Origin of the sequence: Endozoicomonas sp. 8E (genome assembly GCF_032883915.1) — a bacterium.
In the GTDB taxonomy this organism is placed as follows: Bacteria; Pseudomonadota; Gammaproteobacteria; order Pseudomonadales; family Endozoicomonadaceae; genus Endozoicomonas_A.
The window spans coordinates 4,604,530-4,617,880 of record NZ_CP120717.1 but is presented as its reverse complement, the minus strand read 5'-3'; the positions used below and the strand labels follow the sequence as shown (position 1 = coordinate 4,617,880).

Sequence of the window (13,351 nt, the reverse complement as noted above, 5' to 3'; positions counted from 1 at the left end):
TGGAAGTATGCAAGCCAAAAAATAGCTAATAGCCTATTGGTCATTAATGGCTTTATGACAAACTGAAAAGTTTAGATGTACTCAAATGAGTTTATTATCCCTGGCTTAGGGAGGGGACGCGTCTGAGTGTCATAACTAATGTCGCTCGTTTGACTGCTAATAACTGTTAGTCGCTAAAAGTGCTCTCGTCCACTATAGATGTAGACTAAATAACCCATAGAGTTTAAAGTAACATGAGCTACAGTCGCACTTAGTAAACCATAATGTTTAGTAAATTGTCCTCTTACGAATGAGTTGATCATTGATATCAGGACTTGTGCCATTAATGGGTTCTTGCCGGCAAGGTGTAAAAGTCCAAATGCTGTGGATTTGATGAGGTTACTCATAATAAATATTTTTTCATCATGATGGTTGTTGTCACTTAAAATGAATATTTTTCCATCAAATTTGGTGCTACTGTTAGTTGCCAATTCTATAGAGTAATTGATTAAAGGGAGTAACAAACCATTAAATATAGCCTCTTCAATGATAGCTCCTGTAAAAGCCTCTACAAATGTTAATTTTCCATCGTATGGGTCATGTACTAATGACAGAGGGCGTAAAATGCAAAAATACAAAATTCGATACTGTGCAGAATGTATTGCACCTAATAATAATCCATAATAAATTTGCTTATCAATATTATACCTCTTTATAAAACCGACTATTTTGTAAGGCTCTTTATCTTCAGTATTCACTGAATCTGAATCTGAATCTGTGAGGCTCATATTTGTTACTGCGTGTAAAGTGCTCAATTCATCCTCTGTTTTTAGGAGAGGTGCATCCGACTTTGTAAGAATGACCGTTATATTAGATTCTCTATCATCAATAGTTGCTGAATCTGTGAGGGTCATATTAATTAATGCGTGCAAAGTGCTCAATTCATCTTCTTTTTTTAGGAGAGGGGCTGACTTTGCATATTGAGTTACTAATGAGCAACATATTGCGATTATTAAAGTGTATTTTTTCATTGTATTTATCCCTTGAAAAAACAAGCATGGTAGCTGTCAAATGATTTTAGTTTGTTCCGAGACTTCGTCCTTTCACGCGTCTCCCCTTCGGTAAATGGCTGAAGCAGGCGTTATTTACTTCAATTAATGTGCACAGTTGACTTAAAAATATTTGTAATCAAAAGTTGATTTATTGCTGCATCAGTAAATTAAGTATTTTGTATAACGCTACTGTCTTAAAAAGCAAGTCCAGCGATACCACAGGTTTCTCTGAGTGCAGGTATCGAATACGAAAATTATCTATTAGGAGTAGCAATGATAATCGAATGTACTTTAGCTTTATAGAAAGATGCTCTGAAGAATCAGGAAGATCTGCTTTAAGTATTCTTGGCATTTGCATTTTTTCTCCTTAAGAAGCGATTTTATTGTTAATTATTAATTTGACTATGCTGTTGCCAAAGAGTTCAATGAATAGAAACAAGTATGTTAGGAATACTAACTATTTGGGACCAGAGCCAAACGAAAATAGCAGCAGGGTGCCAGCCTTCCGGTAACTTTTTATTTATCGCATAAAATTTCAGGCAAAGGGCTTGGCACAAAGTTGTAATCATCGTTATGCCTGGGACTACCTATTGCAATATGGGCACCTTCCAGAGCCAAGTAGTGCCCATTGACGCAGGCATAAGGTACAAAAATAATGCCTATGACAGCCAGCCATGGAAATTTTTCCTGCGATCATGTTTTTATGGCAAATAGCACACTCTCCCAGAAAAAAACCTTCAAAAAATTCATCAATGAGCGCGATAAGAAAAATATGTTCAAACTGTTTAAAAGCTAAATTTATGGTATATGCAAGCCACCCTTCAGGCTGAAAAGATAACTTTTGTTTAAGTTCTAAAACTAAAGTTTGATTAGAGAAGTGCAGTTGGTTGCTTTTTATTTGCAAAGTATCAGTTTGAGTATTACATATAGAATAAGAAACGATATCGTACTCTCGCTGTTGTATTTTTGCTACAACAAAGTCTTCATTAACTGAAAAGTCAATCCCTTTGGCTCTGTTAAAATTGCTTTTTGAAACTAGGGGATCATAGTTTCCATCTAAAAAAAAGACTAACTCATCGACCACTTCTTCTGACAGTACACTCAGTGGAGTTGAGGAAGAAGTATTACAATTAATATATTTGTTGCAACAAAGCTCAAGCCAATAATAGCTATCAGAATTTAATTTAGGAAAAGAAATATCAAAGAATATTTTATTTTTTTTGCCAGTCTGTGTTAAATCTCCTAAAATATGTATTTCGTCGTCTATTATAGAAGAGGTGAATGTAATGCTTTTCACACCACGGCTGCGTAATGGTTTTGATATATTGTGTAGAACGCTGTTTTTTGATAAGCCTGAAAACTCTATTTTAAAAACAGGGGAGCCATTAATTTCATCTGTTTTTATTTTAGGAATTTTACTATCACCTGGGGCCGCTCTATCCTCAAAAACATCATAAATAATATTCACAGGTATAACTGCAAGAGAAAATCTTAAAAGTCCACGAGCTACTCTATCATCAGCTCTTCGATGTAAATAAAATTTATAGTAGTTTCTGTATCCCATTGCTATTGCTGATGACAAACGAAAGATACCTCTTGGACTTATGTAATAATCCACTGGTATATAGATGTAGTAATACAATGACTCTTGAAAAGTGTGATACCAAAAATTTTGATCTTCCATAGTTACTTCACTCTCGTCATGTCCTTCATAATTCGAGAAACAAGCTGATGAGAGACATGAAATTGTAACGGATAGTAAAATTAGCCTCGTCCTAGATGCAAATTTATTCTTCAATTAAAGACCTTCATTTAATAGGACAGAATTAAAATACTACGACTGTAACGAAGTAGATTCAAGAATGGTGTATTCGTATGTGCCAAGATTTCTTATTTTTAAAGTCCCCTGACCAGATAAAGTCAGACAGGGAATCAGAAAGGTTGCTTGATATCTATTGGTTATTTTCTTGCCTCTGCGAAAGCCGGATTGCTTGAAATTTTGATATGAGGATGAGGGCAAGGACCAGAGATAAGACTCTGTTGAGCCCTGAGCCAACATACCGACTCCTGTAGCATGTTTGGAGATAAGTGACATTAATCTGTTTCCTGCTTCGCCTTGATTGAAGCTACTCGCAACCTGGCCTGGTGCGGACAAAAAATCAAAACTAAAGAGAGCTGTTCCATCGTTCAAAATGACAATAAAACCAATATTTTCACTCTGGTCAACCAGGCCATCGGGATCAGCTGAAAACTGAATAACGTAAACTTTACTTATAATTCTCTCTTTGAGATTTTTATCAACTCTCAGGGTGGTTTCAGACATGGAAGTAGCCAGTTGTAAATATTGATCAACATTCTCAGGCCTGGTGTGGCCAAGAATTTGTCGAGTTTTTGTACTGCCTGTACTATCCGCATAGGTGAAAGTGTTTGGCCCAATGATTTCTACGGTCGCCCAAGTCAAGGTACAGAAAGAAAATATATAAAATAGTAAAAGATACAGCATATAAAACATGATCTTACTCGTTTAAAAATACTTTTAGTATTTTGTGGCTACAAAGTACAACAAGGAAAGCACCTGAATATAGTCATAATCCCGTAAACTAACAAATTTTTCCAAAGGAATGCGCTGATGCGCAGCACTTGAACCTGAGGTTATGTGCTATTATAAGTGGCCAATTGGTCATCATGGATGAGCCAGAATGTTTCTGTCTGGTAGTAAATCAGGTAATAAACGATGCTTTTCTCTAGTCTTTTTGCAAGAATATTATTTACACTTGTGCTTGGGTTTACAGTAATCAATGCTTGTGCAGATGATGACTCAGTTGATAGCGCCACCGAATATAGCGTTGTTATTAATGAAATATATGACGAAATTGTCGTTGCACATCGGCAAGGGGATAATTGCCACCTTATTATTTCACACACTCTTGGTCCCTCACTTAATCAACAGCCACCACAACCAAGTGCTGCAATTATCTTTCCTGAGTCTTTTTACAGTCAAAACCCATCTTTTGTTGCAGAGCTCTGGCCGCCTTCTTACTCCTCAACTCCAGATCGCTTGTTCTCTCCTTCTTTAGAGGAAGGGGTAATGACTCATGATACTCTTCAAATGCTTACGCACGAGAATTTAATTCAAATGGCAACTGGGGCTGGCCAACAATCTGGTTTCGCAATCGCTCTCCCGATGGGGCCTATTGAAATTGAAAGACAGAATCAGTTATATGTGATTGATCCAATACTTCAAGATCCAATAGTGACTACTTGCGGAAGCACTGCTTCTTCATCCAGCATTGAAAATGAACCAGCACCAGGAGAACAAGGAGCTTCCGACAGAAGCACCAACAAGGAAACCTCGCGATCAAAGCGGAAAAGAAAAGCGCCTTCTGCAAACATATTGGCTGAGACCTCCCCACGACCGCCACCTGAAGAAGGGCCCTCTAATGCAGCTGCTGCCTCTGAAAGCTACGCTACGAATGAGCAGGATCACTACCAATTTCGTCTCACAGGGCATATTAATCTGGGCATCGAAGTCCCACATACATCAAGAGCAAAGAAAAACAGGAAGAGAAAGAATACGGTTAGTGTTCCAGTAACAATGCTTGTCAGCACCAACACTACAGAAGGCACAGTCAATATAGACTCTCTTTCATCCAGAAACTCAAAATTTACAATTAATATATCTCGCAAACTGTCTCAAGCCAGTTCTCCAGTCAAGGCAGTACCGGATAAAAGCCTCCGGGAAGTCTGGGAGATAATAGAGAGGCGGGCAATTCAAAGGATTATGGGAGAGGTTGAGGGCCCACAAATTTATGGTGTCAGGCAGATAATAAATTCCTCACCACCATCAGACGCCAAAACCATACCGTTGACTCCAAAAATAAATTTACAGGTAATCGATGAATCTGATTCCAAGGGCTCATTAGTAGATATTTTCATAGAATCGAGACCTTAACTTCAACTTCTTATCAAGTCCGGGGTTGCCTGTGTTACCGCAGGCAGCTATGTATTCGTAACTATTGTCTCAGTCCCATACTTTAGAGGCTATTGCAAAAGCTTTAACAAAACAACATAGGCTGTCGCCTGGCAGGTTAAAACCCCTATAGCGTAAACGAAAAATTCTTCACACATTAGCAACAACCTCGTCCTCCAAAACAGTGAAGCTTTCAGTCTGGAGGCCTCTTATTAAAAACACTGGTCAAGTGCAGCTTCAAGGAACGGGTATCAGATTAGATCGTTACTTGTCCAGTTGAATCCATAAGTACGCATTTTTTCAATGTTTTTAGAATTTATTTTATGTTTCAAATTATTCCAGTAATATGAAAGTAAGCTGTATGCTTTTTCATCTGTAGAGTTACAAACCGTAGCTATGACTGCTGAATTTACTGCATAATTTATAGATCGAGTGATGTATTTCTTTCTCTTCTCTGTTTGTAAAAAACAAATAATAATAATGAACCGCATCATTATGGTTTCCCATCAAAGAGTGACAAATGAAAGTTCATAGTAAATTCGCAAATTTCTGAGGTTTGTTGGGTTAAAAAAAACTATTTTTACCAGGCATGAGTTTAAAATATTTAATGCTTGTCCTAATTTTCCCATATTTCTTAAAGCTATTGCGTGGGAATACCCTCTTCACCCCATACCCCTTATGTGGCTCTGCTGAACCAGGCGGTAGTCTTCAATCGCGCAGTTTATCGCTGACAAAGCCTATGACTTTCTTAGCGAAGATGCCAGATGGTGAGTATGTTGTCATTCAATATCGATCTGTATTCTCAGGTAAGTGAGCTACTGAAATGCTGACTCTGACTAAAAGCATCAGGGCTGGGGTTTATAGGTTACTTCATTAACTGATTTTTAGTAACCGGTAACTGACTCACTTCCAATATATCAGCCTATTGCACTTGTCGTCTTTTTCCAGCCTGCCCTCTTCTGAAGAAAAACCTGCTTTGCAATGCTGTTCTGTTTTTTACTTTTTTGCGTATTAACCGAGAGCATTATTCTGCTCTGACCCGTGTTATCAGGTATTGTCTGTCGTTTTGTTTCGGCAATCCGTGATAAAAAGTGATAGATCCTGTTTTCAATCCATGTTTTCTGATGCAAAGCATTGATATACTGGCCGGGCAAATGAGGAGGGGAAGCTCATGGGAAACCGATGAAACTGTCGTGTTTCGAAGGGGTCTTCGTTGATATTCTGATCTGTATGACAGACGTTTCTGTTCAGATCAGAACCGAACAACAGAGCCGGGGAACCGGCCAGGGTCCTGAAGGCTGTTCTTCAGAGATCGCAATAGTTTGAAGCTTGCAAATCCGGGGTCTGTTGGAACTGTGCTTTAAGTCCGACAGGTTTCTGGACCGAACATGGGAGTTGGGGAGCGCAATGTCACTAATTCGTGAAGAGGATCTGATTGAGAGCGTAGCTGACGCTCTGCAATTTATCTCCTGTTATCATCCACTGGACTTTATTCACGCTGTTCATGATGCCTGGAAAAAAGAGCCCTCTAAGGCTGCCAAAGATGCCATGGCCCAGATTCTGATTAATTCCAGAATGTGTGCAATGGGCAAGCGACCCATTTGTCAGGATACAGGTATTGTTACGGTCTTCCTGAAGATCGGTATGAATGTCCGCTTTGAAAGTGGCCGAAGTGTCGAGGATATGGTGAATGAAGGTGTTCGCCGTGCCTATACGCATCCGGAAAATGTTCTGCGTGCCTCTGTTCTGGAAGATCCGGCAGGTGCCCGCAAAAACACTAAAGACAACACACCTGCTGTTATTCACATGACTCTGGTGCCCGGAGATACTGTTGATGTCCAGGTGGCAGCCAAAGGTGGAGGTTCCGAGAACAAGTCCAAGCTGGCCATGCTTAACCCGTCTGATGATATTGTTGAGTGGGTCAGGAAAACCGTGCCGACGATGGGCGCGGGCTGGTGTCCTCCGGGCATGTTGGGTATTGGTATTGGTGGAACAGCTGAAAAAGCCATGGTGCTGGCCAAGGAATCTCTGATGGATCCCATTGATATCCATGAACTCAGAGAGCGCGGACCCAGTAACCGGGTTGAAGAGCTGCGTTTGGAGATCATGGATGCCGTCAACAGTCTGGGTATTGGTGCGCAGGGTCTGGGTGGTCTTACCACGGTGCTTGATATCAAGATCAAGGACTACCCGACTCATGCCGCTTCTTTGCCCGTGGCGATGATTCCAAACTGTGCTGCCACACGACATGCGCATTTTGTACTGGACGGCAATGGCCCTGTTATTCAGGAAGCTCCGAGCCTAGATGATTACCCTGAAGTCGCTCTGGATATGAGTGAAGGGGTGCGCAAGGTTAATGTTGATGACATCTCCAAAGAAGAGATCAAAAGCTGGAAGCCGGGCGACACGGTATTGCTGTCAGGAAAAATTCTAACCGGTCGTGATGCTGCTCATAAGCGTATGGTTGACATGATGTCTCGTGGCGAAGAGTTGCCTGTTGATCTGAAAGGTCGCTTTATTTACTACGTTGGACCTGTTGATCCGGTTCGTGACGAAGTGGTTGGTCCGGCGGGTCCAACCACTTCTACCCGTATGGACAAATTTACCCGAACTATGCTGGAGCGGACGGGGCTGGCTGGAATGATTGGCAAAGCTGAACGGGGTGACGCTGCGATTGAGGCGATCAAGGATAACGAATCTGTCTATCTGATTGCTGTGGGTGGAGCCGCCTATCTGGTTTCCCAGGCAGTCAAGAAAGCGGAAGTCGTTGCCTTCCCAGAGCTGGGTATGGAAGCTATCTACGAGTTTGAGGTTAAGGATATGCCTGTGACCGTAGCAGTCGATCACACCGGTGATTCTGTCCACAAAACCGGACCACAAATCTGGAAACAAAAGATAGAAGAGCAGGTTCTGGCTATTAAATAAGTTTTCAAGAGCCTGTATCGGATCAGCCTCTCGGGGCTGGTCCGGCTTTATTCGTTAGTTTATTCCACAGTTGCCTTTCTTTTGACGATCTTTCTGCTCCTTTTAGTGGATTCTCAGAGTGCTCCTGCCTGATTGAATGGAACATAGACACTGCCAAAATCTGGATGTCAGGTGAGATATGAGCAGGGTTCTATAATCAATCTATTAGAACATGCAGCAAGGACGCACAATGGTTGACGATTCTGATCAGGCTCGGGAGCCTACCTCCGGCCGGGATAATCCTGAAAAAGCTGAGTTTCTTTTCTTCTGGCAGAACCTCTTTGCCAGGATTAAACGCCTCGTCTCAGATAGGGAAGACGTTATCAGGATGGATTCTGATTCCAGAATCGTCCGGGCTAATCTGTTGAACCTCCAAATTGAAGGTGGATTCGAGCACTTCTGGATTGCAGAGCATCCAGGGGGTGTTGTCGAGGACAATCATTGTGAGTCGGTCGTTGATGATGAGCTGTTTTCAGAGTTACTGGCTGCTGAAGAAGAGTGGATACGATTGCAGCAGATCAGGGATCAATTCCGGAAAAACACTGATTAGCTGCTCCCATAGGAATATTGTTAGTCAGACTGACGCTCTGGTTAGTTCTTAATCAATTTTATTACCCCATGATAGCAATAGCGAGAAAAGGAGCGGGTCAAAGGAGATAACGCAAAGGAGCAATTCATGTCCGGAATATTGGCAGTAGGACAGCCCTTGCCAAGGGTGTCCTCAATGAAACTCTTGATGGAGCTACCAGAGGTGCCCTTATGACCGCAGTGCTTTCCTGCAAAGTGGGAAAGCACGAATGTTATTTTGCCAGAAGACTTAGCTCCGCTCGCACAAGGCATTAGGGGAATATCAACAGCCGCCTAAGAGGCCAGTAAAAAAGGCCTGGCTGCTATTAGCACCCGGGCCTTTTTATGTTTTCAGAACTCAATAACAGATAAACTCAACAGCTAACGGATTTACAGAGCCTGAATCGCCTTGAGCTGATCATCGAGGCGTTCTCTGGCAGCCAGCGCTTCGGTCAACTTGCCGCGTTCCTTTGCAACCACTTCAGGTTTGGCGTTGTTGATGAACTTCTCGTTGGCCAGTTTGCCTTCAAAACGCTGAACTTCTTTATTCAGTCGTTCAACTTCTTTGCTCAGACGGGCTACTTCCTTGTCTTTGTCGATCAGGCCCGCCATAGGCACCAGAACTTCCATCTTGCCGACCAGCTGAGTCGTCGACATAGGTGCTTCCTCGTCAGAACCCAGAAGACGAATGTCCGACAATTTTGCCAGAGACTTCAGAAAAGCGCTGTTTTCATCAAGGCGACGTTGGTCGTCAGAAGAGAGGTTGCGCAGCAGAACATTGAGTTCACGGCTGGGGCCAATATTCAGTTCAGCACGAATATTACGGATACCGGTAATGAAGCCTTTCAGCCATTCGATGTCCTGCTCGGCAGTTTCGTCCAGCTTGCTTTCGTCCAGAGTTGGGTAGCTCTGTAGCATCAGGGTTTCACCTTCAACGCCGGCTTCTTGCTTGATGTTCTGCCAGATCTCTTCAGTAATAAATGGCATGAATGGATGAGCCAGACGCATAATGGTTTCCAAAACCCGCACCAGTGTTCGACGGGTACCCCGCTTCAGGGCTCCAGAAGCATCTTCACTCCATAGAACGGGCTTGGAAAGCTCCAGGTACCAGGCACAGTATTCATTCCAGATGAAATCGTAGAGATTCTGGGTCGCGTGATCCAGGCGGAAGTCTGCCAGATTCTTTTCAAGCTGGGCTTCAAGGCGTTGCAGCCGGGAAATAATCCACTTGTCCGCCAGAGTCAGCTCAACGTCGGTATTGCTCTGACCACAGTCTTCACCCCTGGTGTTCATCTGTACATAGTTGGCTGCATTCCAGATCTTGTTACAGAAGTTTCGGTAACCTTCCAGGCGCTTCATATCCCAGTTGATGTCACGGCCGGTGGAAGCCAGTGAGTAAAGGGTGTAACGCAGAGCATCCGTACCGTGCGCCGCGATACCTTCAGAGAAGGTTTTGCGGGTACGTTTTTCAATTTTTGCCGCCAGTTGTGGCTGCATCATATTGCCGGTGCGTTTTGCAACCAGATCTTCCAGGCTGATGCCGTCGATCATATCCAGAGGGTCCAGTACGTTGCCTTTGGACTTGGACATCTTGTCGCCGTTCTCATCTCGAATCAGGCCAGTCATGTAGACGTATTTGAACGGTACCTGAGGGTTGCCATCTTCATCTTTGACGAAATGCATGGTCATCATGATCATCCGGGCAACCCAGAAGAAAATGATGTCAAAGCCGGACACCAGAACATCTGTCGGGTGGAAGGTTTTCAGGCGTCCGGTGTTTTCAGGCCAGCCCAGGGTGCCAAAAGTCCAGAGTGCGGCAGAGAACCAGGTATCCAGTACGTCGTCTTCCTGTTTAAGGCTGACTTCGGCCGGGATGTTGTTTTCCTGTCGTACGTCTTCTTCACTGCGACCTACATAAACATTGCCCTCTTCATCATACCAGGCAGGAATGCGGTGGCCCCACCAGAGCTGGCGGGAAATACACCAGTCCTGGATGTCCTGCATCCAGGAGAAGTACATGTTTTCGTACTGTTTGGGGACAAACTGAATGCGGCCATCTTTGACGGCTTCAATAGCGGGTTTTGCCATAGGCCCGGCACGGACAAACCACTGGTCCGTCAGCAGAGGTTCAATAACAACGTCAGAGCGGTCACCGTAAGGCACCATCAGCTCGTGATCTTTAACTTCTTCCAGCAGCCCGGCCGCTTCAAAGTCGGCAATAATGGCTTTACGAGCAGCAAAACGCTCCATGCCACGGTACTTCCCGGGGATGGGGGCGTCCATGTCGTGATTGCTGGAACCGTCAATGTTAAAGACTTCACCCCGTTCGCTGATATGACCTTCCAGAGTCATAACATTAATCATGGGCAGGCCGCAGCGCTTGCCGACCTCGTTATCGTTGAAGTCGTGAGCCGGAGTGATTTTTACACAACCTGTGCCTTTTTCCATGTCGGCATGTTCATCGGCAACGATGGGAATACGACGGTTGACCAGTGGCAGGATAATGTCTTTTCCGATCAGGGCCTTATAGCGTTCGTCTGCGGCATTAACGGCAACACCTGTGTCACCCAGCATGGTTTCGGGACGGGTTGTGGCTACGACAATGTAGTCTTTGCCTTCAGCGGTTTTTTCGCCGTCAGCCAAAGGATACCGCAGGTGCCACATGTGCCCTTTGATTTCCTTATTCAGCACTTCCAGATCAGAGATGGCGGTATGAAGTTTGGGGTCCCAGTTGACCAGGCGCTTGCCACGATAGATCAGATCGTCTTCATAAAGGCGAACGAAGACTTCCTGAACGGCTTTGTAGAAACCTTTATCCATGGTGAAGCGTTCATTGTCCCAGTCAACAGAGGCTCCAAGACGACGCAGTTGACGGGTGATGTGACCGCCGGACTCTTCTTTCCATTCCCAGATCTTGTCGGTAAAAGCTTCACGGCCATAATCGTGACGTGTCTTGCCTTCTTCCGCCTGGACTTTACGCTCTACCACCATCTGTGTGGCAATACCAGCATGGTCAGTACCCACCTGCCACAGAGTATTGCTGCCTTTCATGCGCTGGTAACGAATCAGGGCGTCCATAATGGAGTCCTGAAAAGCGTGACCCATGTGCAGACTGCCGGTGACATTGGGCGGTGGAATCATGATGGAGTAGGGAGAGCCTTCGCCGGAGGGGGCGAAGTAGCCTTTTTCTTCCCAAGTCTGATACCAGCTGCGCTCAATCGCGTGAGGGTTAAACGTTTTTTCCATAACTACAGGGTTCTGACAGGTTCTGATCTAAACGGTGCAGTATACACGGAACCGACAGGGCAGTGTTAATAGGAGAAGTCACCTGTTTGAATGATAGAAGATGTTAATCCGATAGACCGTCGGGCATATGATCGAGAAGGTGATCCAGATAGTTGTTAAGCTCACGGTTCAGCTGAGCTTCGACCCTGACCAGCTCTTCATCGATGATCTCCTGAATCAGGAGTCGGGCCTGTTTGCGTAACCGGGTTTTCAGTTCAGACTCCGTGACACCGGGGTTAAGCAGGGGGCTCAGAATAGGCGGTTCCTGCGAATCATTCTGTTGATAATCCCCGGTGACATTGAGAACTGTGACGGTCTGCCTGGCCCCTTCATGCTCAGCAAGGTCGGTAAGAACAGGAATGTGTTGATTGAGATGATCATTGCGGTCTATCTCTTCCTTCAGAAGGCTTTTTAGTCTTTCCTGTTCATTCAGCAGACCTTCCGTCTTTTTCTGACTCATATTTTCTACCTGCTAATTTCTTTTTGCCTGCGAATGGCTTTTTACCCGCTAATGGCTTTTTACCCGCTAATGTCTTCAATCCCGGATTTGATGGGTTTCCGGCTGGATGCCATCCATAACATAAGTCCTGAATTTTTCACGGAGAACCTCAACCGGGCCCGGACTCTGGTCAACAATTTCGCAGGTTCGGACAAAATTTTTGTAAAAGTTCGGAATTTGGCCGGACAGATTGATCAGCAGGGTGTTGTCGTGCAACGATTTCGGTGGTTCATATCCCAGCGTGATTGGCGCTACCGTTGTCTCGTTGTGGATGATCTGGTGTGGCAGAAAACTGTCCTCACGCCATTCCCAAAGCAGTCGGTCCAGGGTTTCGCACTGGATATCATTATCCGTATGAATATGTACAGGCATACCACTACGCCACGCTTTGTCGGTCAGTCGACAGGCGAACTTTTTAACGGCTTGGGCAGACTGCTGTTGCAGTAAATAGAAGGTAACTCGAGACATGAGGTTGAGTGTAATGGGAAATGATGCTGGTTTAAAGTTCGTTAACAGTTAGCGTTTGGGTTAGCTGCGCACCGAAGGTGCCTCGGGTGGAGCCCTTAAGGACGGAACCTGCTCCACCGCTGGTCAGGTAGCCTGGTTATTGGCGGGAAAGCAAAACCTGGAGCATTTCTTTGATTTCACTGATTTCAGAGCCTTGCCGGTCAACTTTCTGTTCGAGGCCGTCAAAACGGACTTTAACCTCATGGACCTCATGTTCGAGGCCGCCAAACCGCTCATTAACTTCTTGTCTGAATTGACTATGTTCTTTCTCTTGCTGGTCAAACCTTTGGTGCATTTCACCACGGGTTTGACCCAAACCATCAACGACATCAGCCAAGGTGTTTCTAATATGATCAATCTCTGTCGGCTGAGGCTTTGCTTTTGTATTCACTGGCATAACTCCAATCAATATGAGTGAATGGCACAGACTAGCAGAGGTTTACGGCAAGACATCTGACAGCGGCTTATCGAATGTTGCGTTGATGATTTTCGGAAACAGGGGTTGTGAGCCTCCAGAGATCCACAACC

The 13,351-nt window shown here is 44.4% G+C and carries 11 protein-coding genes; 4 read left to right on the top strand and 7 right to left on the bottom strand.

Annotated features, from left to right (window positions below; all coding sequences use genetic code 11):
- Window positions 1–173: 173 nt before the first annotated feature.
- The 3 genes from P6910_RS15425 to P6910_RS15415 form a co-directional block, all read right to left on the bottom strand.
- Window positions 174–1,010: a type II CAAX prenyl endopeptidase Rce1 family protein gene (locus tag P6910_RS15425; protein WP_317142172.1), complete on the bottom strand. Its 837-nt coding sequence runs from the start codon at window positions 1,008–1,010 to the stop codon at window positions 174–176.
- A gap of 604 nt (window positions 1,011–1,614) precedes the next feature.
- Complete coding sequence (locus tag P6910_RS15420) at window positions 1,615–2,715, bottom strand: RING finger protein (RefSeq protein WP_317142171.1); 1,101 nt, start codon at window positions 2,713–2,715, stop codon at window positions 1,615–1,617.
- A 150-nt stretch (window positions 2,716–2,865) separates the two neighbouring features.
- Entirely contained in the window at window positions 2,866–3,543 is a 678-nt protein-coding gene (locus tag P6910_RS15415) for a hypothetical protein (protein ID WP_317142170.1), read from the bottom strand.
- 222 nt (window positions 3,544–3,765) lie between these two features.
- On the opposite strand from P6910_RS15415, the gene P6910_RS15410 reads away from it, so the two are divergent.
- The 4 genes from P6910_RS15410 (at window position 3,766) to P6910_RS15400 (ending at window position 8,515) form a co-directional block, all read left to right on the top strand.
- Window positions 3,766–4,983, top strand: coding sequence for a hypothetical protein (locus P6910_RS15410; RefSeq protein ID WP_317142169.1), 1,218 nt, complete (start codon window positions 3,766–3,768; stop codon window positions 4,981–4,983).
- 607 nt (window positions 4,984–5,590) lie between these two features.
- Window positions 5,591–5,815 (top strand): DUF4019 domain-containing protein, encoded by a 225-nt coding sequence (locus P6910_RS26875; protein ID WP_410493838.1) that lies wholly within the window; start codon window positions 5,591–5,593, stop codon window positions 5,813–5,815.
- A 593-nt stretch (window positions 5,816–6,408) separates the two neighbouring features.
- Window positions 6,409–7,926: a fumarate hydratase gene (locus tag P6910_RS15405; protein WP_317142168.1), complete on the top strand. Its 1,518-nt coding sequence runs from the start codon at window positions 6,409–6,411 to the stop codon at window positions 7,924–7,926.
- 229 nt (window positions 7,927–8,155) lie between these two features.
- Window positions 8,156–8,515 (top strand): hypothetical protein, encoded by a 360-nt coding sequence (locus tag P6910_RS15400; protein ID WP_317142167.1) that lies wholly within the window; start codon window positions 8,156–8,158, stop codon window positions 8,513–8,515.
- A 407-nt stretch (window positions 8,516–8,922) separates the two neighbouring features.
- On the opposite strand, the gene P6910_RS15395 is transcribed toward P6910_RS15400, so the two are convergent.
- The 4 genes from P6910_RS15395 to P6910_RS15380 all read right to left on the bottom strand — a co-directional run bounded on the left by P6910_RS15395 (window position 8,923) and on the right by P6910_RS15380 (window position 13,214).
- On the bottom strand, window positions 8,923–11,778 hold the full coding sequence (locus tag P6910_RS15395) for a valine--tRNA ligase (protein ID WP_317142166.1): 2,856 nt from the start codon (window positions 11,776–11,778) through the stop codon (window positions 8,923–8,925).
- 103 nt (window positions 11,779–11,881) lie between these two features.
- Window positions 11,882–12,277, bottom strand: coding sequence for a hypothetical protein (locus tag P6910_RS15390; protein WP_317142165.1), 396 nt, complete (start codon window positions 12,275–12,277; stop codon window positions 11,882–11,884).
- Window positions 12,278–12,352: 75 nt separating this feature from the next.
- Window positions 12,353–12,784, bottom strand: a complete 432-nt coding sequence (locus P6910_RS15385) for a DNA polymerase III subunit chi (protein ID WP_317142164.1) — start codon at window positions 12,782–12,784, stop codon at window positions 12,353–12,355.
- 136 nt (window positions 12,785–12,920) lie between these two features.
- Window positions 12,921–13,214, bottom strand: a complete 294-nt coding sequence (locus P6910_RS15380; RefSeq protein WP_317142163.1) for a hypothetical protein — start codon at window positions 13,212–13,214, stop codon at window positions 12,921–12,923.
- Window positions 13,215–13,351 lie beyond the last annotated feature (137 nt).

Excerpts from the sequence above, each read along its gene's own strand:
- P6910_RS15390 (WP_317142165.1), bottom strand. The coding sequence starts at position 12,277 with ATGAGTCAGAAAAAGACGGAAGGTCTGCTGAATGAACAGGAAAGACTA.
- P6910_RS15415 (WP_317142170.1), bottom strand. The coding sequence starts at position 3,543 with ATGTTTTATATGCTGTATCTTTTACTATTTTATATATTTTCTTTCTGT.
- P6910_RS15400 (WP_317142167.1), top strand. The coding sequence starts at position 8,156 with ATGGTTGACGATTCTGATCAGGCTCGGGAGCCTACCTCCGGCCGGGAT.
- P6910_RS15425 (WP_317142172.1), bottom strand. The coding sequence starts at position 1,010 with ATGAAAAAATACACTTTAATAATCGCAATATGTTGCTCATTAGTAACT.
- P6910_RS15405 (WP_317142168.1), top strand. The coding sequence starts at position 6,409 with ATGTCACTAATTCGTGAAGAGGATCTGATTGAGAGCGTAGCTGACGCT.
- P6910_RS15420 (WP_317142171.1), bottom strand. The coding sequence starts at position 2,715 with ATGGAAGATCAAAATTTTTGGTATCACACTTTTCAAGAGTCATTGTAT.
- P6910_RS26875 (WP_410493838.1), top strand. The coding sequence starts at position 5,591 with ATGAGTTTAAAATATTTAATGCTTGTCCTAATTTTCCCATATTTCTTA.
- P6910_RS15410 (WP_317142169.1), top strand. The coding sequence starts at position 3,766 with ATGCTTTTCTCTAGTCTTTTTGCAAGAATATTATTTACACTTGTGCTT.
- P6910_RS15385 (WP_317142164.1), bottom strand. The coding sequence starts at position 12,784 with ATGTCTCGAGTTACCTTCTATTTACTGCAACAGCAGTCTGCCCAAGCC.
- P6910_RS15395 (WP_317142166.1), bottom strand. The coding sequence starts at position 11,778 with ATGGAAAAAACGTTTAACCCTCACGCGATTGAGCGCAGCTGGTATCAG.